Origin of the sequence: Lewinella sp. LCG006 (assembly GCF_040784935.1) — a bacterium.
In the GTDB taxonomy this organism is placed as follows: Bacteria; Bacteroidota; Bacteroidia; order Chitinophagales; family Saprospiraceae; genus Lewinella.
In genome coordinates this window covers 6,015,412-6,038,086 of sequence record NZ_CP160680.1, presented here as the reverse complement: position 1 = coordinate 6,038,086, position 22,675 = coordinate 6,015,412, and the positions used below count along the sequence as shown (strand labels likewise).

24 protein-coding genes and 1 riboswitch are annotated in these 22,675 nt (G+C 45.8%); of the genes, 8 read left to right on the top strand and 16 right to left on the bottom strand.

The features are described from left to right. Positions 1–3 precede the first annotated feature (3 nt). The 7 genes from AB0L18_RS21910 to AB0L18_RS21880 all read right to left on the bottom strand — a co-directional run bounded on the left by AB0L18_RS21910 (position 4) and on the right by AB0L18_RS21880 (position 6,056). Positions 4–156: a hypothetical protein gene (locus tag AB0L18_RS21910; RefSeq protein WP_367389462.1), complete on the bottom strand. Its 153-nt coding sequence runs from the start codon at positions 154–156 to the stop codon at positions 4–6. Between the two features lie 10 nt (positions 157–166). Next, entirely contained in the window at positions 167–499 is a 333-nt protein-coding gene (locus AB0L18_RS21905) for a hypothetical protein (protein ID WP_367389461.1), read from the bottom strand. Positions 500–721: 222 nt separating this feature from the next. Next, on the bottom strand, positions 722–1,228 hold the full coding sequence (locus AB0L18_RS21900) for a Dps family protein (RefSeq protein WP_367389460.1): 507 nt from the start codon (positions 1,226–1,228) through the stop codon (positions 722–724). 93 nt (positions 1,229–1,321) lie between these two features. Next, the gene (locus AB0L18_RS21895; protein ID WP_367389459.1) at positions 1,322–2,287 is read right to left on the bottom strand and encodes a DUF4465 domain-containing protein; all 966 of its coding nucleotides are present in this window, start codon (positions 2,285–2,287) and stop codon (positions 1,322–1,324) included. 72 nt (positions 2,288–2,359) lie between these two features. Beyond that, complete coding sequence (locus AB0L18_RS21890) at positions 2,360–4,258, bottom strand: TonB-dependent receptor plug domain-containing protein (protein ID WP_367389458.1); 1,899 nt, start codon at positions 4,256–4,258, stop codon at positions 2,360–2,362. Positions 4,259–4,386: 128 nt separating this feature from the next. After that, a riboswitch (cobalamin riboswitch) is annotated at positions 4,387–4,574 on the bottom strand. Between the two features lie 18 nt (positions 4,575–4,592). Continuing rightward, positions 4,593–5,183 (bottom strand): DUF4159 domain-containing protein, encoded by a 591-nt coding sequence (locus tag AB0L18_RS21885; protein WP_367393175.1) that lies wholly within the window; start codon positions 5,181–5,183, stop codon positions 4,593–4,595. Positions 5,184–5,318: 135 nt separating this feature from the next. Beyond that, complete coding sequence (locus tag AB0L18_RS21880; protein ID WP_367389457.1) at positions 5,319–6,056, bottom strand: 16S rRNA (uracil(1498)-N(3))-methyltransferase; 738 nt, start codon at positions 6,054–6,056, stop codon at positions 5,319–5,321. A 168-nt stretch (positions 6,057–6,224) separates the two neighbouring features. Here AB0L18_RS21880 and rseP point away from each other — a divergent pair, with 168 nt between their 5' ends. Then, on the top strand, positions 6,225–7,565 hold the full coding sequence (gene rseP, locus AB0L18_RS21875) for an RIP metalloprotease RseP (protein ID WP_367389456.1): 1,341 nt from the start codon (positions 6,225–6,227) through the stop codon (positions 7,563–7,565). Between the two features lie 203 nt (positions 7,566–7,768). Here the strand turns inward: rseP and AB0L18_RS21870 are convergent, their stop codons facing one another. Continuing rightward, positions 7,769–8,350 carry an ACP phosphodiesterase gene (locus AB0L18_RS21870; protein WP_367389455.1) on the bottom strand — a complete coding sequence of 194 codons (582 nt, stop codon included), beginning with the start codon at positions 8,348–8,350 and terminating at the stop codon, positions 7,769–7,771. Positions 8,351–8,427: 77 nt separating this feature from the next. On the opposite strand from AB0L18_RS21870, the gene ychF reads away from it, so the two are divergent. The 3 genes from ychF (at position 8,428) to AB0L18_RS21855 (ending at position 10,745) form a co-directional block, all read left to right on the top strand. Next, complete coding sequence (gene ychF / locus AB0L18_RS21865) at positions 8,428–9,525, top strand: redox-regulated ATPase YchF (RefSeq protein ID WP_367389454.1); 1,098 nt, start codon at positions 8,428–8,430, stop codon at positions 9,523–9,525. 135 nt (positions 9,526–9,660) lie between these two features. Beyond that, complete coding sequence (locus AB0L18_RS21860; RefSeq protein ID WP_367389453.1) at positions 9,661–10,254, top strand: pseudouridine synthase; 594 nt, start codon at positions 9,661–9,663, stop codon at positions 10,252–10,254. Next, complete coding sequence (locus AB0L18_RS21855) at positions 10,251–10,745, top strand: endonuclease V (protein WP_367389452.1); 495 nt, start codon at positions 10,251–10,253, stop codon at positions 10,743–10,745. Before AB0L18_RS21860 ends, AB0L18_RS21855 begins: the two co-directional genes overlap by 4 nt. Positions 10,746–10,828: 83 nt before the next feature. Here AB0L18_RS21855 and AB0L18_RS21850 read toward each other — a convergent pair whose 3' ends face one another. Further along, on the bottom strand, positions 10,829–11,524 hold the full coding sequence (locus tag AB0L18_RS21850) for a nitroreductase family protein (RefSeq protein ID WP_367389451.1): 696 nt from the start codon (positions 11,522–11,524) through the stop codon (positions 10,829–10,831). A gap of 157 nt (positions 11,525–11,681) precedes the next feature. Here AB0L18_RS21850 and AB0L18_RS21845 point away from each other — a divergent pair, with 157 nt between their 5' ends. Next, complete coding sequence (locus AB0L18_RS21845; protein WP_367389450.1) at positions 11,682–13,328, top strand: gliding motility-associated C-terminal domain-containing protein; 1,647 nt, start codon at positions 11,682–11,684, stop codon at positions 13,326–13,328. A 136-nt stretch (positions 13,329–13,464) separates the two neighbouring features. On the opposite strand, the gene AB0L18_RS21840 is transcribed toward AB0L18_RS21845, so the two are convergent. The 7 genes from AB0L18_RS21840 to AB0L18_RS21810 all read right to left on the bottom strand — a co-directional run bounded on the left by AB0L18_RS21840 (position 13,465) and on the right by AB0L18_RS21810 (position 19,280). Further along, positions 13,465–13,878: a hypothetical protein gene (locus AB0L18_RS21840; protein WP_367389449.1), complete on the bottom strand. Its 414-nt coding sequence runs from the start codon at positions 13,876–13,878 to the stop codon at positions 13,465–13,467. 129 nt (positions 13,879–14,007) lie between these two features. Further along, on the bottom strand, positions 14,008–15,192 hold the full coding sequence (locus AB0L18_RS21835) for a serine hydrolase domain-containing protein (protein WP_367389448.1): 1,185 nt from the start codon (positions 15,190–15,192) through the stop codon (positions 14,008–14,010). A gap of 1 nt (position 15,193) precedes the next feature. After that, on the bottom strand, positions 15,194–15,793 hold the full coding sequence (locus AB0L18_RS21830) for a hypothetical protein (protein ID WP_367389447.1): 600 nt from the start codon (positions 15,791–15,793) through the stop codon (positions 15,194–15,196). A 109-nt stretch (positions 15,794–15,902) separates the two neighbouring features. Then, positions 15,903–16,715 carry a LytTR family transcriptional regulator DNA-binding domain-containing protein gene (locus AB0L18_RS21825; protein ID WP_367389446.1) on the bottom strand — a complete coding sequence of 271 codons (813 nt, stop codon included), beginning with the start codon at positions 16,713–16,715 and terminating at the stop codon, positions 15,903–15,905. A 16-nt stretch (positions 16,716–16,731) separates the two neighbouring features. Beyond that, positions 16,732–17,274, bottom strand: coding sequence for an exonuclease domain-containing protein (locus AB0L18_RS21820; RefSeq protein WP_367389445.1), 543 nt, complete (start codon positions 17,272–17,274; stop codon positions 16,732–16,734). Positions 17,275–17,282: 8 nt separating this feature from the next. Further along, positions 17,283–18,056, bottom strand: a complete 774-nt coding sequence (locus tag AB0L18_RS21815; protein WP_367389444.1) for an ion transporter — start codon at positions 18,054–18,056, stop codon at positions 17,283–17,285. A 30-nt stretch (positions 18,057–18,086) separates the two neighbouring features. Continuing rightward, positions 18,087–19,280: a DUF4230 domain-containing protein gene (locus AB0L18_RS21810; RefSeq protein WP_367389443.1), complete on the bottom strand. Its 1,194-nt coding sequence runs from the start codon at positions 19,278–19,280 to the stop codon at positions 18,087–18,089. A 61-nt stretch (positions 19,281–19,341) separates the two neighbouring features. Here AB0L18_RS21810 and folP point away from each other — a divergent pair, with 61 nt between their 5' ends. Genes folP through AB0L18_RS21795 form a run of 3 tightly spaced genes read left to right on the top strand, consistent with a single transcriptional unit; the run spans position 19,342 to position 22,643 of the window. Further along, a complete protein-coding gene (gene folP / locus AB0L18_RS21805; RefSeq protein WP_367389442.1) occupies positions 19,342–20,199 on the top strand; it encodes a dihydropteroate synthase in 858 nt (285 codons plus the stop codon). Continuing rightward, positions 20,200–21,642 carry a hypothetical protein gene (locus AB0L18_RS21800; protein ID WP_367389441.1) on the top strand — a complete coding sequence of 481 codons (1,443 nt, stop codon included), beginning with the start codon at positions 20,200–20,202 and terminating at the stop codon, positions 21,640–21,642. Between the two features lie 29 nt (positions 21,643–21,671). Next, positions 21,672–22,643: a YheT family hydrolase gene (locus AB0L18_RS21795; RefSeq protein ID WP_367389440.1), complete on the top strand. Its 972-nt coding sequence runs from the start codon at positions 21,672–21,674 to the stop codon at positions 22,641–22,643. Positions 22,644–22,675: the final 32 nt, after the last annotated feature.

Here is a 22,675-nt window from a genome sequence, read left to right as displayed (position 1 = left end):
AGATTAACCATTAGGACAACGCCCACAGCGCTTTCCTTTTTTGTATTTTTTACAGCATTTCTTTTTGAGTTTCTTGCCCTGCACCGTAGCGATTGGACAAGGGAAACGAACTTCGGTCGTAAGGATATCCTGCTGCTTAGCTTTTTTAACCGCCATAACTTAAAAATTACTGTTGAGAAGTATAGAAGTCAGTATTGCTCTTATTGATCAAAGCGTGTAAGCGATAATAATTTGCCGTGATGAGCGCCAGCTTTTGGGTGCGGCAGTCTTTGGCAACATACATAAGCTCTCCGGTAATACCATCCGTGGGACAAGTCACCCAAAGTGCAGACAACCATTTGTTATCGGCCTGTTTTATGGCAATAGGCTTAGCACTAGCGAGTTGCTCATTGAATTCGGCCTTTTGCATGCCCATGCCCAGTGCCAAAGGATCTGCCCGTTCTTGGTCAGCAAGATCGGCAATGCAGACGGATGCGAGCTGTTTACTAAGATGATTCATCTCTTGTTATTGTGATGCAAATATAACAAACGATCCCTTATTTCGATTTAGTCTAAATAAGATTTGACATTAAAAACACAAAAAAAGCCTCTCCTCGTAAGGAAAGGCTTTTTTTCTTGGCTGGACTTTAGGTTAAGTGTTGAGGAATGCGGTTCACTTTGCGTCCCTATACCATCTACCATAAGTCTCTATACAACTTTCGCCCTATAGCGAAAGTCGTGCTTATCTCAAGTGGCTACGCACCATCCAGGCCATTTTTTCGTGTACCTCCATCAAGGCGGTCAGAAAATCACTGGTGCCGGCATCTTTGTATTCCTCCATCGCCGCTTCCAGGTCATGGCGCAGCACCTGGATGATCATTTCGTGATCCGCCAGGATGTTTTGCAACATCAAGACACCATCGCCTCCCAGGTTATCACTTTCTTTCAGACGACTCAATTCCCGGAAAGCTGCCATCGAACCTGGAGAATAGTGTCCCAGGCTACGGATTCTTTCGGCCACATCATCAATCTGTTCTTCCAAAACGGTATACTGCTCCTGGAATAGGGCGTGCAATTGTTGGAAATGTATCCCTTCTACGTTCCAATGGTAGTTGCGCAGTTTGATATACAAGACTGTTTCATCAGCCAATAGCTGGCCCAGCATTTTCACTACGGCTGCCCGATGATTTGCTTTTATTCCAATCTCTATATTTGGCTCATTAGAGCTGTTTTTGACTTTCGTTTTCATTGTTTTTTGTTTTGTTAAACACCAAATAACAACAACGACAAGAGAGGGAATGTTTGGTCTAGCCAGCAGGTATTTTGCGGGTAAAACCTGCTTTTACAGCTTAATAAAACGCTGAGCATTCCACGCGTTGCCATCGGTAAATCTTAGCAAATAATTACCACTGGGAAGTGTTTCGATAGCTATCGAATTTGCACCAGCGGCTAAAGAAACTGATTTCACCAATTGCCCTTGCGCATTGAAAATACTGGCCGTTCCTGTTTGGCTTAGGGGCCATTCCAATTGCAGATAATCATGAGCAGGATTTGGATAAAGCGTAATGTTCCAATCCAGTTGCTGGTCGCGAACGTTCAAGGGCATATCGCTGGTTGTGATATCATCCACACAAACGTAAGCGGGCGTATTCATACCAAAATCTCCATTATCAGAAGAACTCAGCGAAAGGATCAAGTGATCGACATTTCCCAGGGAGGTCAAGTCAATGAGTGTCCAGTCGGTAACAATATAGTCCTGGCTGTTGTCCGCAAAGCGGTAATCGGCTAGATAAAACTCGATGACTTCTTCCGTACGTTCACCCGCAAGTTCGCCCTGAATCGTGAGTAGGAAAAAGTCAGGATCATCACCCGTTTCCCCACCAAAACGTTTTCCGGGAGCGCCGCCATTCAGCATGTTGAGGTAAGCAAAAGTGCTGTTGTTGACGTACATGCCAATTACGGGAGCACCTGCTGCATCACCTGTCAACTGAATGCGCTGCTCAGTAAACGCATACGTGAGGGCATATGTAGCACTACCATTAGCGCCAGCTCCCGAGGCGGAAGAATATTGGTTCATAAAGCCAGGCGTAACGTTGTCCGTTGTAGCGGAAATGGCCCAACCATCCCAGTAATCATAAACTTCATCATAAAAATTGTTCAGACTCACATTTCCACTCACAAAGGCACCATCAGGAGTTTGGTTGATAAATTCTCCCGGAGTCAGCCCAAAATTTTCAAAATCAGTGGTGGTTTGGGCAGCAAGTGCACCGGCACAAAACAGTGCGATAAATAGTAGATTGTTTTTCATAAAAATGGTTTTTTTGTTCTAAAAGTAGACTGGGCTTCAGCCCGGTCGGAACTTATTTTTTTCATTCTGTTCTTAAAAGCCTTCCGTTTTATTCTCCTGCAATGAAAAATCGGTTTGTATCCCGATACGGAGGTGTCGTCCAGGCATCGGTCTTCTTTCAATGACGCGATAAGAAGCGTTCCAGAGGTTGTTGATTTCCAGGAAGCAGCGAAAACTGGTCGCTTTCTCAAGCTTTCGCCAAATGAGATGAAAATCACCCAATTGGTAAGCCGCTAAATCAGCGTTGACCCCTTCGGTTTCACTGATGTAGCGGTGGGTGTACTTAAAGAGCAAATTCCCCGTCTCAAAACTCAGTTGTAGGTTTGCTAAATGGACGGGCGTGTACCAAAGTTGCGTTCCTTTCTCAATAGCTGGATTGGCTATGGCTTCTTCGTAGGTCGATTTGGTAAAATGATACCTTGCATCAATGCTCAATGAACCCGAAGATGTAGGAAAAAATACTCCTCCATTAAATTCAAGGCCACGACTCCATACGCGGGTCACATTGCCAGCAGACCAAAAAGCATTGCCGTCCTGTTGGGCCCACTGTATCCAGTTATCTACCATCCGGTTGTAAGCGGTAGCTCCAAAATAGTAGCGTCCCTCCTCATCGTATTTGTACAATTTCAGTTCTTGCGCCCAGGATAGTTCCGTCTTCAGGTTATGGTTTCCTCCTGGTATCCAGTAGAGGTCATTGAGGGTGGGTACGCGAAAATCCCGACTAATGGCTCCGCTTAAGCGCCAATCGTGTGAAAATTCTTTGTTCATCTCCGCACGCAAGGCCCAAAGCGGGTTATGGTCATCTATTTGATGAATGCGGGCCAGAAGTGTATTCCTGAAGGTGGGTGTAAAATGGTAGGTAAGCCGTTGGTAAAACCCTTTTTGTTCTTGCAATCGTAACTGTCGGTATTCCTTGGCCTCCGCACTAGCGCGGATGTATTGGAGACCGCTTTCCAGGTCAAAATTACCCATACTTTGACTGCGTTTGCTTTGCCAGGTCAGCTGGTTAAAAGTACTCGGTGCATCTATACCCGCTAGTGGGTCCTGATAGTGGATATCTTCTAAATTATAGGCCAATTGGTTTTCCCAAACGGCTTTAGCTCCCCGTGCTTGCCAAATCAGTTGTTGCCGCCAAAATTGATCCTTTTGGGTAGCTAGACTGACATTTTCTACGGCTGTAGGAGGAAGATTTCGGTTGGTAGTTTGCTGCCAAGCGTGTATCGTCAACCGATGCTTGGAATGAACATCCCAAAACACGGATTGCTGCCAGGCTTGTTGCTGAAATTCGGCGTGTGTCAGGCGTTGCTCAGGAAGATCATCGCGTAAGCGGAAGGGAAAATTGTTGGTCGCCTTGTCAAATTGTGTACTTAGCTTAAAGCGTAGCTTCTCCGTACCACCACCTAGTCGATGAGCACTGTGAAACAAGCCAAAACTCCCCGTGGTAAAATGATGAGATATCCGAAAAGCAGTATCTGGTCGGAAGCTGCCGAAAGAAATACTTCCGGCTACCGCTCCACTTCCCATGGCAGCACTCTGGCCTCCTCCATCTACGGTAGCTTGATCGATATGAATGGTTGGAATAAGGGAGAGGTCCACCAGACCTAGCATGGGGCTTTGCAGCGCGATGCCATTCCAGCTGATAGCGGTTTGCCCAGCAGCACCTCCACGAAGGGAAGCCGTCGCCAAGCTTCCTAAACCATAACTTTTAATGAATAGTAAACCACTGTCTTCCAAAGCGTTCACTAGACTTGAATAGGCAGTACTCGCTTCCGTCTTCAGTGAAGGTGTCAGGTCGATAACTGGCCTCGTCAAATTAGACTTCACCGTAATCAACGGAAGTTCAGCCTGGCGTAGACTGTCTCTCTGCTCTCCTTCCTGCGCAAAGAGCAGAAAAGGCAAAAACAACACCAATATAATTACAAAACGAAGCAAATTGATGACATTTCCCTTTGGAGAAAAACACAAGGAAAATGCATACTGGGTAATCACCCTCACGATATAGCAAGGGCACACCAGTAAAGGTTAGCATTTCCTCCTTCTTTTCCTCCGAAAGATTTGAAGAATTATGATGCATTACTGGCAGGTCTTCTGGCTCACTTCTGTGCATTATTGCCTTCCCGTGTTAACAGTGGCATAAATAATAATGCTTTAAACGAAGCTTACAGCAGCGGGGACTGCTCCGGATTTCCACCGGATTCCCTTTTAAAGCTAATGCATGGCATCAGCTACCGTAAAGCAAGGCAAAGATAGGAAAGATATTTACAGTTTACTGCTCAAACGCAAACTGAATAATGTTAGCTCCCATGCGCAAGGCCAACTGACGAATTTCTTCGGGGTCTTTATGGACTGCGGGGTCTTCCCAACCATCACCAAGGTCGCATTCAGCAGAATAAAAGCAAACCAGACGACCTTCGAAGATCAATCCATAGCCGCGGGCTGCACCGCCATCATGTTCGTGGACTTTTGGTAAGCCATTGTTGAAATCAAACCGTTGATGGTAGATAGGGTGCTGGAAAGGCAATTCGATGAAATCCAGCTCCGGAAACACTTTCTTCATCGCGGTACGTACAAAGGCATCCATGCCGTAGTTGTCATCAATATGCAAAAAACCACCGGCTAGCAAATAATTGCGCAAATTGTCGGCTTCTGAGTCTGAAAAGACCACGTTGCCATGCCCTGTCATGTGAATCCAGGGATAATTAAATAATTCAGCGCTGCCTACTTCCACAACAGCATATTCTGTCTCATCAAAATTGGTATTGAGAAGGGTATTGCAAAAGGATGCCAAATTGGGGAGTGCTGTAGGGTTGGCGTACCAGTCTCCCCCACCCCGGTACTTGAGCAGGCCCAGTTTCATCGGTGCAGTTGCTGGGGGTAAGGGAGCCCATGACCAACTACTGCCGGCGAGCAGTACAATTATTATTACAAAAAGCAGACGCTGTGGAATCTTCACGATTTCTCTTCGATTTTAATGCACTGTTTATTAAAATTATCAGCGCAGTTGATTTAGTAAAGCAATACTTTGGGTAGCTACCAGGGCTGCGGTTTCTGTACGCAAGCGGGTGGGCCCCAAAGTGATGGGTTGGCAGCCTTTGGCGCGTGCCATCTGCACTTCCTCCTCCGTAAAATCACCTTCCGGACCAATCAGAATAAGAACGTTAGTAGAGGGCTGGTAGTTGTCAATGAGTGGGCTTTTTACCTCTTCATTACACCAACCAATATACGTCGCCTGGTTTTCCTGGAATTGCTGGACAACTTCCTCAAAGGGGGTCAATTCCTTTAGTTCCGGTAGCCAAGCTTGCAGGCTTTGCTTCATCGCTGCAACCAAGACCTTTTCGTAGCGATCAATTCTTACCCTGGGGCGCTCGGTACGACTACATTGAAGCGGAATGATGGTATCCACACCTATTTCCGTAGCCTTTTCCAAAAACCACTCGAAGCGATCATTGCTTTTCGTGGGGGAAACGGCCATGGTCAAATGGTAGTTGGCCCGTAGGGTTTCTTTACGCGTTTGCGTAAGCAGCACCGTACAGGAGCGCTTGGTGACCTCGGTGATCAGCCCCCGGTACCAGCCGCCTTTTCCGTCGACAATATCCAACTCATCCCCGACCCGCTTGCGCAGTACTTGCACGGCGTGGCGAGCCTCTTCGGCGGGGAGGTCGATGATTTCCTGGTCAATCTGTGGTATAAAAAACAATTGCATAGACTGCAAAACTAAAGAATTAATCAAAATCGAATACCTTTGCCGCTTTTACGGGCAACATTTCTTTCTCAGACAATGTTGTACATCCCGGTCGGAACTTGTTGGAGTTTTGTTTTTGGCCACCAAATACGAAAACTTCAGTAAGCTCTAAATAACAATAAAATGGGTTTTCTAAGCAAACCTACCCGCTAGCATATGGATATTTTGATCATGGCTGGCCAGCTGATGCTGAGCCTCTCTATTTTGATTGTTTTGCACGAAGGAGGTCACTTCTTCCCCGCTCGCCTTTTTGGTACCCGTGTGGAAAAATTCTACCTCTTTTTTGACCCTGGTTTTTCTTTGTTCAAAAAGAAGATTGGTGAAACAGAATACGGTATTGGCTGGTTGCCCCTAGGTGGCTACGTCAAAATCAGCGGAATGATCGACGAGAGCTTCGACAAAGAACAAATGGCGGGTGAACCCCAGGAATGGGAATTTCGCTCAAAACCAGCATGGCAGCGACTCATCATCATGTTGGGTGGTGTAACCGTCAATTTTATCTTGGGGCTACTTATTTTTGGTTGTGTGCTCTGGTATTACGGTCAGGAATACCTGCCGAATGAACGCATTGAATACGGTATTGCTGTTGATTCACTAGGTCGAGAAATTGGCCTGCGTGATGGTGATCAAGTGCTTTCTATCAATGGCCAGGATTTCGACAAATTCAACAGCCGTACCCTCTTGCGGGAGATTGTCATCAATAATGCGCAGGACATGCAGGTACGCCGCAATGGCGAGGTCGTCAACATTGCAATTGACCAGCGTTTTGTGGGAGAGTTGTCAAGTTATGAAAACAAAGGAGCCATGCTTTTTGTGCCGCGTGTACCTTTTGTGGCTGCTGGTTTTTCCAAAGATTCTCCGGCAAAAGCGGCAGGGATTTTAGAAAAAGACAGCATTATTTCGCTGAATGGCACCACTACCCCTTTCTTTTCTGATTTCGTCAATGAGATAAAGCCTTTCGTCAGCCAAGAAGTTACCGTTGGACTGGTTCGGAATGGTGTAGAAAAGAGCATCAAAGTAACCACCACGGAAGAAGGGAAAATTGGTGTTGCGCCTGCTGATCCTACCTATTTTTTCGGTACCGAACGCCAGGAATATTCCTTTGCCGAAGCCATGCCTGCCGGAGCAGCACTGGGTATTGCTACCCTCAATGACCAGTTGAAAGCTTTTGGTCAGATGTTCCGTGGCCGTATCAAAGCTTCTGAGAGTTTAGGCGGTTTTGCATCTATCGGCTCCATGTTTGGCGCTGTTTGGGATTGGGAGCGCTTCTGGACCATGACGGCCATCCTCTCCCTGATTTTGGCCTTTATGAACTTGCTGCCTATTCCTGCGCTTGACGGTGGACATGTGATGTTTTTACTATACGAAGCTGTTTCTGGCCGCAAGCCGAGCGACAAATTTATGGAATATGCTACCATCGTAGGTTTCGTGATCGTGATTGGCTTGGTGGTCTTCGCCAATGGGTTGGATATTAAGCGGATCTTCTTTGGGGGGTAATTTTATCAGGTTGCGTGGACTTCAGCACGCTCTTCAAGAAGTTACTGGGAAATAAATGCTGACGATTATTTCACTAAGACAAAGTGAATAATTCAGGTAAATAACTGTGCGTACTGAAGCCCGCGGAACCTAGTAGGGAACCACTAAGAAGACAAGTCTGGTAGCTTGGCTTTTTACACAACCCCAAGGCATAGCCCCAAAGTTTAACAAGCACAAAACACTTTTACCTCGCTAGCGATTTCTGGAAAGAAATAGGTAAACTCTTCGGTCAAAGCGGCTTCTTCTTCCTGGAGGGTAATAAGCGTATCCTCAAGAAATTCAGGGCGGGAAATGCGTTTTTGGAGGCGACTGAAGGTGTAGGCAATACCATCTAAGGTACCATACCTTACGAGCCAGTCATCGGCAATCATGTTGGGAACGACGGTATGAAGGCGTTTTGGCATGACAGTGAGATACTTCTCGAGGGTACGATAAGTACGCTGGGTGAAGACTTCGAGGCTGCCGGGACCAAAACTTGTCCAATGATTTGCCAACACATAATCGTAAAGCACATCAATGACGACACCGGCGTATTTGCCGTGGCGATGATGAATCCGCTTGGTGGCTTGCCGTACCAATGGGTGAGCATCGGTGAAAGTGTCAATCAAACGGTGCAGGCGTACTCCTTGCTGTATAGCCTCCGAAAACTGAGGCAATTCCCGGTTTTTGACAAAATCGCCGAGGAAGTTCCCGATCATGAGTTCTTCCTGTTCACAGGAAAGAAGAAGGTGTGCTAGAAAGTTCATAAAGGAAAGGTAAGGAATAATCGGTCAAACAGGAGAATTACTTGTATATTCGCGGCCGATAAAAAAGAAATCATCGAATGGGACTTCAGTGTGGTATTGTGGGCTTGCCCAACGTAGGAAAATCTACCCTCTTCAACGCCTTGACCTCCGCGAAAGCGTTGGCGGCTAATTATCCTTTTGCAACCAAGGAACCCAATGTGGGGGTCATCACCGTACCCGATCCACGCTTGGACAAGCTGGCGGAGTTTGTGAATCCTCAGCGGATTTTGCCTACCAATGTAGACATTGTTGATATTGCTGGTCTGATCAAAGGCGCGAGTAAAGGCGAAGGTTTGGGCAACCAATTCCTGGGTAACATCCGTGAGGTGGATGCCATCATCCACGTTGTCCGTTGTTTTGATGACGACAATATCGTCCACGTTGATGGCAACATCGACCCAGTTCGCGACAAGGAAATCATCGATACGGAGCTGATTTTTAAAGATTTAGAGACCGTTGAAAAGCGCATAGACAAGCTGCGCAAAGCCGCTAGAAGTGGCGAGAAAGAAGCCAAGCGATTCGTTGAGATTGGAGACATGATCCAGGCTCACCTCGAAAGCGGAAAACCTGCCCGTAGTGTATCCTTACCTGAAGATGGTTATGCTTTGCTCAAAGAAATGATGTTGCTGACCGCCAAGCCCATCCTCTATGTTTGTAATGTAGACATGGATTCCGTAGAAAGTGGCAATGAATATACCGAACGCTTCAAAGCTGCCGTAGCTGAAGAGAATGCCGAAGTTATCTTGATTTCGGCCGCCATTGAAGCAGACATTGCTGAATTGGAGACCAAGGAGGAACGCGACGAATTTATCGCCGAAATGGGTCTTCCTGAACCCGGTGTTAATCGGGTTATTCGCGGTGCTTACGCTTTGCTGAACCTGATCACCTACTTTACGGCGGGCGTTAAAGAAGTACGTGCCTGGACCATCGTGAATGGCACAAAAGCACCTGGTGCTGCTGGTGTGATTCACAGTGATTTCGAAAAAGGCTTCATTCGGGCGGAAGTTATTGCTTATGACGATTATGTCAAATACGGTTCAGAACAAGCAGTTAAAGAAGCTGGAAAATTGAGTGTAGAAGGCAAAGAATACGTCGTAAATGATGGCGATGTGATGCACTTCCGCTTCAACGTTTAGTGACGGAACAAAAATAATTTATTCCATTTTTGATTCGCTAAAATTTTCTAAGCAAGCAACTAAAAGGAGCTTGCGTGAAAATATTCGCGAATCGTTGGAAAAAATGGAATAAATTATTTCCGTCAAATTACCTTAGTGTTCTATTATTACGTCATATATAAACCTTATGGAGTGCTTTCGCAGTTTTCGCGGGAGGCTCCACATCATCGTACACTAGCAGATTTGTACGATTTCCCCAAAGATGTTTACCCGGTAGGCCGTCTCGATCAAGACAGCGAAGGGCTGCTGATTATCACCAATGATAAACGGCTGAACAGTCAACTACTGAACCCACGTTGGGCCCACGAGCGCTCTTATTGGGTACAGGTAGAGGGGATCCCAAACGAGGAGGCATTGACCCGCTTGAACAACGGCGTCAATATTCGGATCAAAAAGCGGGATTACCGCACGCGGCCAGCCAAAGCAAAACTGCTGGACCCCTTCCCTACCCTGCCGGATCGCGACCCACCCATTCGGGTCAGAAAAAGCATCCCGGATAGCTGGATAGAATTGCGCTTGACCGAAGGTAAAAACCGCCAGGTCAGAAGGATGTGCGCTACGGTAGGATTCCCGGTCTTACGACTGGTTCGGGCCGCCATTGAAAACCTGACGCTGGGCGATATGCAGCCCGGTGATGTACGCGAATGGCAGGCTCCGGAATTGCTGCGTGCCTTAAAATTACGGCCATGATCATTTGTATAGATGTTCATTACCGCGATGATTTTGCGCAAGTAGCAGGTGTCTTGTTCAAGGACTGGACCGACGAAGAAGCCTACAAGACCTACACCATTCAAACACCACTGGCAGGAGAATACGAACCCGGCAAATTTTACAAACGAGAACTCCCTGCACTGCTGGCCCTCCTACGCGAAGTGAGTGAACCGCTAGATTTCATTCTTGTCGACAGTTATGTTTATTTAGGTAAAGACAAGCCTGGTCTAGGTGTTTATCTTTACGAAGTGCTGGACGTCAAAGTGCCGGTCATTGGGCTAGCAAAAAACCATTTCCGAGCCGCTGAGGAAGTGGAGGTCCGTTTGTTACGCGGTGATAGCAGCAAGGCACTGTTTGTGACGGCTATTGGGTGTGAAGCCACTTGGGCCACGGATAGAATCAAAGAAATGGCGGGTGATTATCGTTTGCCCAATTTGGTGAAATTAGCAGATCAGTTGAGTAAGGCGTAAGGGGCACCTATCTTTTGGGGCCGTGTTATATATTTGTATTAGAGACGTGATGCATCGCGTCTCTAATACAAATATATACATCATCACCCTGCGTAAAATACCGCCATTTCGTCCAGTCCTTTTCGTTCTAAATCGGGCACATAAACCGGTTGTTTGGGATAGCCAACTGGCAGCAGCAGGTAAGCGCGTTCGTTTTTAGGTCGGTTCAGAATGTTCGTCAGAAAATTCATGGGGCTGGGGGTATGCGTGAGTGTCACGAGGCCAGCATTATGGATGGCCGTGATGAGCATGCCGCAGGCGATACCTACCGATTCGTTGACGTAATAATTGTTGTGCTTGTTGCCGTCAGCATCTAGCTCGTAGGCCCTTTTGCAGACGATGATCAACCAGGGTGCCTCTTCCAGAAAGGGCTTGTACATGTTGGTGGCCATGGGCTTGAGGTCGTCTTTCCAACGCTCACTCATACGGCTTTCGTAGCTCTCTTTTTCTTCCGCTTCGGCGGCAATTCGAATCTGCTTTTTCAGTACCGGGTCGCTGATAGCACAGAAGGTCCACGGCTGCTTGTGTGCGCCCGAAGGGGCGGTAGAAGCAGCTTTGATGATGTTTTCGATCACTGTTTTGGAAACGGGTTCGCTGGTAAATTCCCGTACCGAACGCCGCGTGTCAAGCCAATGGTAGAACGCATCGCTTTTCGCTTCCATTTCTGTTGGCTCCAGGCGGTCGAGGTGAAATGCAACGTGGCGGTGTCCGTTTATTTCAATGGTGTGGTCCTTGGCCATAGTCATTAATACTGTTGATTCACAAAATAAGAATGACAAAGGTAAATGATTTAGGGAGGTGGAAAAGTCGCTTTGGCGGCAATTTCGCAGCAGGTAGTTTTCGTATCTTCGCTAAAGCGAACTATTTCGTTCCGCAGCAGGCAATTACCAACGAGCTATGATGCGTTTTTTGGCATTTGGTTTTCTATTCTTTTTTTTTCAACACCTGCTCACCGCACAGGAGTGTACCCCCGATCCCGGGCCTGCTATCTTTTTTGAGGACTTCGGGAGTGGTTTCGGTCAGGGGCTAGCTTTAGCGAGTGGTACAACAACTTACAATTTTGGGAGTATCAATGATGGCAGCTACGTCATTTCGAATGTAACAGGTATCAATGGAGGATTTTGGCACGAGGGTTTTGACCACACCGAGGGAGATACCGGTGGCTATATGTTCCTGGTCAATGCAACGGAAGGTGCGGGAATTTTTTACCAAAAAACGCTGATGGATTTATGTGAGCATACCGACTATCTTTTCTCCTGTTACATTGCCAATGTTGTAGTACCTATTGGCTGTATTGGAGATGCCGAGAAACCCGATATTCGATTTTCTGTCGTCGACCCGGGCAATGGCACTACGCTGGCAACGATGACAACTGGTGAAATCTTCTACAGCAGTTTTCTTACCTGGAGACCTTATACCCTCAAATTTCGTACGGGTCCTAACCAAACAACCCTGCTCCTGCAATTGATCAACAATGCTCCCGGTGGCTGCGGCAATGACCTGGCCATTGATGACATCAGCCTTCGCCTTTGTAATGTGCAACTGGAGCAATCCTTCGATCTTTGTGATTTGCCGGACGGGAGCTTGTCTGTGGGCACCAGCACTTATACCCAAGCGGGTGTCTACCTCGATGCCCTTCCCGTACCCAACTCTTGTAATGACACCTTAATTACGACCACCCTGACCGGTGATACCCGCTTGCTTCCTACAATAAGTTACACCTTCTGTGAAGGAGAAACACTCGAAATTGATGGGCGCCAATTTACAGCCAGTACCAGTTTTGTGGATACCTTGGTGGGCACTACCGACAATTGTCCACAGTATCAACCCTATGTGATTACGGCACAACCTCTGCAAACCATCAACCAGGAAGTAGCCCTTTGTTCTGGCGAAAGCCTGCAAGTAGGGGCTAACTGGTATACCGAAGCTGGCATTTACATGGATGCTCTCACTACGTCTGCTGGCTGTGATAGTGTAGTCGTTACAACGATCAGTACCAGCAATATTGAAGTGGAAGTGATGCCAAACGTAGTCGATGTCCCATTTGGCGAATGGGTACAACTCATGAGCATAGTGAGTTCATCAAACGACTACAACTTGTCTTGGCAACCAGCTGGTGCTTTCTCTTGCACGGACTGCTCCTCTCCCCTGTTCCAACCAGTAAATTCTGGCGTTTACCAGCTTATTGCCACGGACAACCTCACTGGCTGTACCGATAGTGCAAGGATACAAGTGACGGTTCAAACCTGTGAAAAGGTATATGTTCCCAATGCGTTCAGCCCCAACTTTGACAATATGAATGATTCCTTTGAGTTGTTTGCAGAAGAGTGTTTTACCCGCCTCCTTTCCTGGCGGGTTTTTGATCGTTGGGGTGGGCTCGTTTATGAAGCTGCTGAGCAAGACTTGAACAACCGTTTTATTGGTTGGGATGGATTAATAGAAGGGCAACCAGCGGCCCAGGGTATTTACAGTTATCAACTCCTGCTGGAGCGGAATAACGGCACCCGAAAAAAAATAAGTGGGGAGGTGGTGCTACTGTATTAGCGTGCAAATTATTGATTGACTATTAATTCAATTTAGCCTGCCGTTCTTGATCATTCCCCTTAGGGTTCCTTGTTTTGAATTCCTCAAAGGACTTATCTGTTTCGGACTGATGTTTTTGTAAAATCTCCAAAGACACCTACTTAGGCACTCCCTCACTATCCGTTTTTAGGAGAAACAGATCATAGTGAGAATTGGAGCTACTGCCTTCATTGCTGTTGCCCATTACGACCAAGTCGCCATTGCTTAGTTCTACCAGCTTGCCACCTTGGTCAGAAGACGCACTTCCATAGACCTTTTTCCATACAGCATTTCCCTCCGTATCAATCTTCGTCAACATTACATCCAGACCACCATTACCAAAACTAGATGTGTTGGACAGCAATACATATTGCCCATCCAGGGTCTGTACGAGGTCTTGTGCAACATCAGATTCGCGACCTCCGTAAGTTTTTTCCCATGCGATCTCCCCATCACTATCGATGTTCATCAATACTACATTGTTGTTAGCCGTGAACATGGCCATAAAGTGATCAGCAGCTACCTTTTTCAAATGACTGCTAGATGGCCAAAGCGTAGCTGACTCCGCAAGGGGCTTTTGCCAAATCAGGTTTCCGTCTAAATCAAATTTATAGATATCTATGGCGCCAAGGTAATGGTTATTGGCGGTGAGGATATGGCCTTACTGATCTAGCACAACGCTGAAAATGTTTTCCATGGCTTCTTTTGACTGTGTAAACTCATCCACTTTGCCATAATTGGCATTTACCGCCCAGGTGATTGTTACCTGTTGGTTAGGAAAATATGCCATGGTGGCAAAATATCCAATGGCATCACCGCTATGCAGGTAAGCCGGCCCGAATTCTGTTTCAATTTTAAAAATCCCCATCCCATAAAATGTTTTGAATCCATCTCCATAATCACCAGAAGGCTCGATCCATGTCATCATTTCGTTGAGTGACTGCTCTGAAAGTATTTCCCCTTGGAATAGGTTAGTCATGAATTTATTTAGGTCATACGAGTTAGAAATGAGCCCACCATCTGCGGTGTAGTAGTCCCAACCACTGTAGTAGGTGGCGTTGATAAGATTTAGATTACTATAGAGATCAACATAGCCACGAATGATACCAGCAGGTACTGGATCGATAGCAGCAAATTGAGTAAAAGTCAGTTCATAAGGAATGAAAATCTTTTCTTCAAAAACTTCATAGAATGGCTTTCCCGTTATGTTTTCTATAATCATTCCTAGTAGTACATAGCCAGTATTTGAATACAACACATCAGTACCAGGGGCGAAATAGGCACCTTCACCACGGGCGTAGTCCAATAACTCATCGGGGGTCCATGACTTTATCAAATCATTTAGCGAAGCAGTTTGGAACTTCAAACTCTGAATGTAATTGAAGATGCCACTTGAATGGAGTAGCAGTTGTCTGATGGTGGATTGCTTAGCATTTTCTAACCCAACAATTTCACTATCAGTGAGATAATCCGAAATTGGATCATCCAAATTCAATAAGCCCTCTTCTTGTAATAACAGCATAGTAACTGCAGTAAAGGTTTTCACAGTGCTACCAACCCTTGTGATATTACATGGCCGAAGTGGGATACCCGATGCAAGATCCGCAAATCCCTGAGCATCGGACCAGTATCCATATTGATTGTCGTGAACGGTGAGCATCATGCTTGGTACGCCAGAAATCACGATGTCTTTAATGAGCTTACTAAAATCAGCTTCCTGCGGATGATTGGGGTTGGCTTCCAAATCACCACAAGCGTAATACGACTCAGGAAAAATTTCGTCTTTCTCGCAACTAACAGCGATGGCCATTATGAAAACAGCCATAATCAATCTTATTATTTTCATCTTATTTAGCTTTTGACGGGTAGAACTTAGTCCCAAAATGAATATTGGTGTGGGACATTAGAGGTATGAATCCTGGTGAATAAGGATATTCAATCCATGATTGGTATAAGAAAAATATCTCCGTAGAAAGCGGATTATTCTTTTGAAGATTATATCCCAGTCCAATGGTAAAAGAAGGCATCACACGAGCATTTCCCCGGTCACCTTTGCTTTCATACGTACTCCCGTTAAATTGGTACTCCTCCTGTGTGGTGAAAGTGTGCAGGTAACCTAAACCAAGTTTAGTCTTAATGTTTACCCCAAAACCTGTTTGATAATCTACCCCTATATTGGCATCGGCATATAGTCCCTGGAATAGTTTCTTGTGAAACATGTAGCCCACAGTTATTGAGGGATACAATCTAAAATGGTTTTTTACATGTCCTTCAAACTCGGTTCCAACCTGAACACCTGGATGAAGAGGAGAATTAATAAAAGTGGTAAAAGGAATGGTCGTTGATTCGTTAAAAACAGAAACAGTTACTGCCTGTTGGGCATTAAGTTGAGAGGTCATCAGCCATAAAAAAGTAACGGTCGTGAGCTGCAAAAAGTAGCACTTCATGGTTGTCGTTTATTTTGATTCGCTCAAAGAAACGGTGCTAGAAAGGCGATTGGTGGCAAAAAGAACCAATAAAAACTAAAAAGGACAAAGAACCGACTGAAGCGGACAGCTAGTATTTATTCAGCCAGGTAAGAAGCTTGGTTGATTTTGTTTTGGCTACAAATAAAGGCTCGGGCAGATTCGGAGTAAGCGTGATCTCAAGCCTTCTAGTCTCGGTTTGTTTGCATTTTACGATGCTGTTTTTTCTGGCAATAACCTGCCTGTTCAGTTGAAAGAATTCTTTGGGCGAGATCTTTTTCATGATCTGCTCTAAGGTGAAATCATAGATATATTTTTTGCCTTCTATCGTTACCAGAAAGGTGATCTTTTCCTGTATTATGAAATACGCTACTTCGTCAATGGGTATTTTAAGGATAACCGTACCCAATTTTACTACAAAATTTTCCTGGAAACTAGACGAACTTGGTAGCTCATTGGTATTTCTCAAAGTCATCAAATGAGCTCTGTTGTATAGAAACAAATAGCATATATTTATTAATAATGATAACACAGCTATCATTGGGAGGTCTAAATAGAAAATAGCACTTTCTGACAGCTTAATGTCAATTAAGAATAAATACACTACTTCAATACCTATTATCACTAAAATAGGAAGTACAAAGCCGAGTATCAGCTGGTAGATCAATCGTTGTTTCAGGTTCGAGTACCAATCAAATCGTTTATCAAGTTTTGCAAAGAGCTTTTTCCAATAAATGCCCGCTGTGTACGTGCAAATGATTGCCAAAACTATATCCGTGTAATAACTAGGTAGCCGCAATAATTGAGATAAGGTATTGTCATTACCTACGTGACAGACAAAAATCACAAAAAGAGGATAGACAAATAGGAATATCCATTTGTCATCAATCACTGTTTCCTCCATGTTTAAATTATTGCGTTTAATACTGCCAGACATCAATATACTTCTGGAAAATCTTCGCCAAATTCTGCGCATCGTCAAAGGCGCGATGGTGTTCGCCATCCCATTCAAAGCCTTCCATCTTAACGCTTTTTTTGAGGCCACGGGGGCGGTGGAGGCGCTTCAGATCAAAGTATTGTCTTCGGATATTGAGGTAGTTGTCCGTCCAGTCGTCTTCTAGGTTGTGGAGGGCGCAGTCGCGTTGGAAGATTTTCTGATCAAAATTCCCCCAGGCACAAAGGAGGTATTCTTCGTCCCAAATATCGATCCAATCGATGAAGCTTTCGATTACTTTGGGGAAAGTATTGGCCCGGTTGATATCTACCTGATCGATATTAGTGAGTTCTCGACAAAAGTGAGAAAGCTGAGGATGCAGCGTGGGTTTGATGAAGCGTTGGAACGTACTGAGTACCTCGCCATAACGATTCATTTTTAAGGCACCAATTTCGATAGTTTCTGGTGTCATCGACGGAGGCCTTCCTTCCCAACACGTCGCCTCAATGTCGTAAATGATAAAGTTCAATGGAGATGTTATTTATTTTTCAAGAGCGCTTTCAGCTCCTGTATCTCATGGTGCAAGCGATCGATCTTGGCTTCCAACTCATTGTTGTTGTCCATGGTCATCTCGTCTACAAAAACGGCATTTGCCAGCGACATTCCAAATATTCCACCCAGCAAAACGATCAGAACGAAGTAAAATCTAGTGACGCCTACTAAAAAAGGGCTATCCGTTCTTTCGGCTACCGATTGAGCAATATCATTCCAACCTTCGACGGTAAATAACTGGAAGATCGCGTACGAGGCAGACAAAGGGTTGCCGAAATATTCCGGGGCAATATCGCCGTAAAATTGACAAGTCATCATTGCCAAAAGGATGTTCAAAAAGATCAAAGCCAAGATCACGAATACAGAAGCTTTGAGTGCTCGCCCCAAGCCATTAAGAATCTTGCCCATATCGGGAACAAACCGTAAAAACCGCACGAGGCGCAACAACCGAAACAAACGGAATACGATCAGCAAGGAAGTGTCTGGAACGGGTAAAAAACCCGTAAGCAACGTAGGTATACTACCTATGACAATGAAAAAGTCAAATCGATTCCAGGAACTTTCCCAGTACTTTTTCCAACCGTGATGACGGATTTTTGTGACGGCTTCGATGGTGAAGATCGTAATGAAAAAATGATCGATATACTCCAGCCATTTCTCGTCTTCCAATGACGGAAAGTAAAGCGCAAAAATGACGATGGAATTGAGGATGATTGCTAAAAGCATATTTTCCTCGCGCAAAAAGAAGCGTTTAAACATGGGTTCTTGTTGGTTTCTTAAGTAGACTTGTTAGCCTCTAATGTCGTCATTCGCCAAATTTTCTTCGGGTGCTACATTCGCTGCCGGGCGAAATTCCACCTTCAGTTCGTAGCGGTTGTTCATGCTTTTTATCAGCGGGCTAAACATGGTGTTCATCAACTTTACCGCCTGCTGTTCAGAGCTTCTCATAATATTGCTTTCCACCGCTTCCCTGCGAAATTCTTTGCGCAACGCATTGAAGCTTTCATTAAAATTGACGGTCTCCACCTCCCGCAGCCAACCGATGTCGAGCTTTTCAATCTTTGGATAAACCTCGTGGCTCAGGATCACTGGTTCGGGCAGTGTGATGGTCACTAAATTGGCTTTAGGATTAAGCTGAATATCGAAATAATCATTCAGGCGAAAGCCCACTTTGAGGATAGAGATCGCTGTTATTTCCAAGTCGGAACTGGAAACATTGACCCCCCAGATTTTCGTCTGCATCTGCTTGTTGATCCCTTTTTTGTCTCGAACTTCCATGGTCGCCAATTCCGCGATGACGGTTTCGACTTTTTCTTGCAATAGCCCCCTTGATTTACTGAAGTCATCAATAGCGGCTCGTTCTTCCATCCGGGCAATCATTGGCCCCAATGCTTCGGTCAGTGCAATGCCACAGGGGGTTTCCAGCCCACTACCTTTGGCGTAGATTTTTCCTCCATCGGTGGGAATGACGGTGGCCAGAATTTGATTGATGAGATAACAAGTGTATTTGGAAGTAATTTCTTCAAAAACCTTGGTAGCACTCCCTCCTTCATTGTCGTACCAGGTTTCGTAAATATTGGCCGTAGAGTCTTTGAGTCTAACAAAGTCGTTGTAGTAAAGTTTTTCAAGGTATTCATGGTGGTTGTCTTCATACTCTTTGATGACCGCCCTCTGTAGACTGTCAGAAAGACCCATTCGCGTACTCACGTGGCGCAACACGCTGGTGTTGATGTCGTAGATCATCTGGTTGAACTCCTTACGGTAACGCTGAGGGTTGGTAGCAATGGCCAGAGCGTCTTCGGGATCAATGGTCATCTCGTAATCCGCAGGCATGTAGTTAAGTTCGTATTCCTTAGGGGCACCCAGAAAACTACCAGGTTTACTCTTGTAATAACGGCTCACTACGATTACCGCGATCCCCAAAAGACAGATCAGAATGAGGACTCTTCCGATCTTGTTTGCTTTGTTTAAATTAACAGCCATATTGTTTTTGAAGTCTTGTGCAGCAAATTTAATAACTTTAGCGCGCACCAAACGGTGGGATATGATTTTTCCCCAACAAACACTTAATTGTGACGGTAAATTGCTGGATTTGGGTACACCCAAAATAATGGGCGTAATCAACGTTACGCCTGACTCCTTCTTTGCCGATAGTCGCCAGGAGGCTTTAGCGGATATTTTGCTCGTCGCAGAACAAATGCTGGAAGCTGGTGCCGATATCCTGGATATTGGAGGAATGTCCTCACGCCCAGGTGCCGAAATCATTACGGTGGACCAAGAACTACAAAGAGTCATTGCGCCCATCAAGGCGATCAAAGAACGCTTTCCCGAAGCAATCATCTCTATTGATACCGTACATGCTAGCGTCGCCAGTGAAGCGGTCAAGGTTGGTGCATCGATCATCAACGATATCTCTGCTGGACGTATCGATCAGGAAATGTACGATACGGTAGCTAAGCTTGGCGTTCCCTACATTCTGATGCACATGAGAGGTACGCCAGCCACTATGCAGCAGCAGCCAGATTACGAAGATGTTGTGAGGGAAATTCTCGATTTTTTTATTCAAGAAGTGGCACTCCTTCGCCAAAAAGGGGTAAAAGATATCGTCGTGGACCCAGGGTTTGGTTTTGGGAAAACCGTCCGTCAAAATTATGAACTCCTCCAAGGGCTTAATCTATTTCAAATACTGGAAGCCCCCGTGCTGGCAGGTGTATCCCGAAAATCCATGATCAATAAATTGCTTGGCATCGGCCCCTCCGAAGCCCTCAATGGAACCTCTGTCGTACACTTGTTGGCCTTGCAAAATGGTGCCAGTATCCTACGGGTACACGATGTGAAAGAGGCTCGTGAAGTTGTCAAGATCTGGCAATTTATGGAAGACTTGAAAAATACCCCGCAATAGATGTCTTCCCTCTCCGAAAATACCATCAAGCAAATCGCCCTCGGCTACCTCAAGAGTTTCTACCGTTTGCGGCCGCGGGCGTTCAATACCGTCACGATCACGGGCACCGACATGCGCGGTTCCAACAACATTATCGCCGATGGTTTCCTGCACTTTACCCAAGAAGACGGGAAAGTTTTCACCGCCACTTTTGAGGCTACTTCACAGGCTACCAAAGATGAGATTTGTTACCGCCCCCGGCTCAGTCATGTGGTCTGGGACAGTCTGGCCTTTGCCTGCCTGTTGTTGCCTACCTTTCTTGCTATTGCGCACATTGCTCATTGGTATCCATTAGCTGCCGAAAATTTCTGGGTTCGCCTGCTCTATTTATCGTCCACTTTACCGATCTGGATGGGTATTTACTTTATGACTTTCCGCAGGCTGCCCCGCTACCGCTACATTTTCGCAATAGAGCAATTCAAGCAATACAAAGCCGATGACCAGTGGATAGCCTTTGGCTATGATGCCTTTAGTGGTATGAAAGAGAAGTACCGACTTGAACTCATTCGGCAGTGTTCGCGTTTTGGCTTTGGCTTGGTCGAAATCAATGCACAGCGTTTACCCAAGTTGATCATGGCACCCAGCCGAGCCGAAATTTTTGTACCCAAACGGTCTGTTTTTGATTTTTTACCGCAAGGGGAATGGCAGAAAAGGCTACAATCCATGACTTTGGGCCCTTGGCAGAAGCTGAAGAAATTTCTGCGTGAGCAATTTTTGCCTGTTCAAAACCGCTATTTCCGCTGGTTTCCCCGCACTTATTACAACCAATGGGCCTTGGTCTTGCTGGGCCTGATGATCACTAGTTTTTTGATCCGCATTGAGTACCAAAAACTGCCAACCAATTTCCCCAACGAAAAACGATATAAAAAAAGAGTTATCGCCGATAATAAAGATGAACGCGTAGAGCCCTCCTATTTTATTGTAGATGCCCCCATAGCAGGATTTTATGACAGCACTTTCACGCCCTATGAGATGCGTTTTAATGAGGAACAATTTTCGGGAATGATCCAATCCGAAGAGACCGATGATTCAGAACAAGCGGCAGCTCCTCCCCTCAGAATTATTATTGCTGAACCAGGCGATGAAATTGCGCTTTACTACACCTGCGATCGGTACAATGGGCTTCACCAAACCTTTTATCTATTGGCGGATTCGGTATACAGTCAACTCAGCGGTGCGCGTCAGCGTTTGGTCCAGCTCAACGAATTGGGGCTTTCAGCCACTGCCGTTTGGCCTCCCTGTTTGGGCGGTACAGGTAAAGGTTTCCTGGTTTACGTCGATGAATTGTTGGTGGACAGCACCGGAGCAGCCCAGCTCTTGGATAGTCTACAGCTAATGCTGGATAGCACCGATAGGCGATTAAAGTTGCAGAAATTTTATCCGATTACGAATAAGGTGGAATAGGCATTTAAAGAAAAAAATAATCCTCAATTATGCCGTTTGTATCAGCATCTTCCTACCGTGCAAGTTGGCCCTTTACCAATGCTCATGTAAACACCATCTATCCGGCGCTTTTCCGGAAGGTGCCTGCACTTGCTTACGAGCGGGAAACCATTGCTACTCCTGATGGCGACTTTCTGGACCTGGATTGGCAAAAGACCTCTTCCCGTAGATTGTTGATTGGCTTGCACGGCCTGGAAGGCAATGCCGATCGGCATTATTTGCGGGGACTGTTTTCTTTTTTTGGCAAAAACGGCTGGAATACGTTAGGGATGAACTTCCGCTCGTGCAGCGGCCGTATGAACAAGCGCTTGCGTATGTACAACATGGGGGAAACCAATGATTTGGCCTTGGTTATTCAATATGTACTTAAGCAGGGGGCTTACGACGAGATTGTGCTTAGTGGCTTTAGCCTGGGGGGCAATGTAGTGCTGAAATACCTCGGCGAAAGTGGAAATCAGCTGTCTCCACAAATTCGTGGAGGAGTAGTTTTTTCAGTCCCTTGTGATATTCCCGCGGCCAACGTTGCTATTGCCCATTGGCGCAACCGGATATACCTGAAGCGCTTTATGAGTACCCTCAACGAGAAGCTCTTAGAAAAGGCCAGCCTCTACCCTACTTACCTCGATTTATCTGCTCCCCTTCCTAAAAGCTTTTACGAATTCGACGAACAATTTACCGGTCCTATTCACGGCTACAGCGGTGCGCAGGATTATTGGCAATCGTGTTCCAGTATCCACTTTATGCCCAATATTTGCCGACCTGTTCTCGTTATCAATGCACTGGATGACACCTTTCTTGCACCCACTTGTTTTCCTCGTGAAATGGCAGCAAAACACCCCTTTGTTTATCTCGAAACACCCGCCTACGGTGGCCATTGTGGCTTCTATTCCAGCAATAAAGACGGCAGCTGGTGGACAGAGCGGCGGGCATTATCATTTCTTGAGGAAAAAGTACTCGATTGATTGCGTTAAAATGATGTTATATTAATACCCTG

Bases quoted from the DNA above. Each gene is read 5' to 3' on its own strand.
- AB0L18_RS21895 (WP_367389459.1), bottom strand. From the start codon at position 2,287: ATGAAAAACAATCTACTATTTATCGCACTGTTTTGTGCCGGTGCACTT.
- AB0L18_RS21910 (WP_367389462.1), bottom strand. From the start codon at position 156: ATGGCGGTTAAAAAAGCTAAGCAGCAGGATATCCTTACGACCGAAGTT.
- AB0L18_RS21810 (WP_367389443.1), bottom strand. From the start codon at position 19,280: ATGGCTGTTAATTTAAACAAAGCAAACAAGATCGGAAGAGTCCTCATT.
- AB0L18_RS21885 (WP_367393175.1), bottom strand. From the start codon at position 5,183: ATGAAACTGGGCCTGCTCAAGTACCGGGGTGGGGGAGACTGGTACGCC.
- AB0L18_RS21835 (WP_367389448.1), bottom strand. From the start codon at position 15,192: ATGAAAATAATAAGATTGATTATGGCTGTTTTCATAATGGCCATCGCT.
- AB0L18_RS21870 (WP_367389455.1), bottom strand. From the start codon at position 8,350: ATGAACTTTCTAGCACACCTTCTTCTTTCCTGTGAACAGGAAGAACTC.
- ychF (WP_367389454.1), top strand. From the start codon at position 8,428: ATGGGACTTCAGTGTGGTATTGTGGGCTTGCCCAACGTAGGAAAATCT.
- AB0L18_RS21850 (WP_367389451.1), bottom strand. From the start codon at position 11,524: ATGGCCAAGGACCACACCATTGAAATAAACGGACACCGCCACGTTGCA.
- AB0L18_RS21830 (WP_367389447.1), bottom strand. From the start codon at position 15,793: ATGAAGTGCTACTTTTTGCAGCTCACGACCGTTACTTTTTTATGGCTG.
- AB0L18_RS21815 (WP_367389444.1), bottom strand. From the start codon at position 18,056: ATGTTTAAACGCTTCTTTTTGCGCGAGGAAAATATGCTTTTAGCAATC.
- AB0L18_RS21905 (WP_367389461.1), bottom strand. From the start codon at position 499: ATGAATCATCTTAGTAAACAGCTCGCATCCGTCTGCATTGCCGATCTT.
- folP (WP_367389442.1), top strand. From the start codon at position 19,342: ATGATTTTTCCCCAACAAACACTTAATTGTGACGGTAAATTGCTGGAT.
- AB0L18_RS21855 (WP_367389452.1), top strand. From the start codon at position 10,251: ATGATCATTTGTATAGATGTTCATTACCGCGATGATTTTGCGCAAGTA.
- AB0L18_RS21795 (WP_367389440.1), top strand. From the start codon at position 21,672: ATGCCGTTTGTATCAGCATCTTCCTACCGTGCAAGTTGGCCCTTTACC.
- rseP (WP_367389456.1), top strand. From the start codon at position 6,225: ATGGATATTTTGATCATGGCTGGCCAGCTGATGCTGAGCCTCTCTATT.
- AB0L18_RS21845 (WP_367389450.1), top strand. From the start codon at position 11,682: ATGATGCGTTTTTTGGCATTTGGTTTTCTATTCTTTTTTTTTCAACAC.
- AB0L18_RS21825 (WP_367389446.1), bottom strand. From the start codon at position 16,715: ATGGAGGAAACAGTGATTGATGACAAATGGATATTCCTATTTGTCTAT.
- AB0L18_RS21800 (WP_367389441.1), top strand. From the start codon at position 20,200: ATGTCTTCCCTCTCCGAAAATACCATCAAGCAAATCGCCCTCGGCTAC.
- AB0L18_RS21900 (WP_367389460.1), bottom strand. From the start codon at position 1,228: ATGAAAACGAAAGTCAAAAACAGCTCTAATGAGCCAAATATAGAGATT.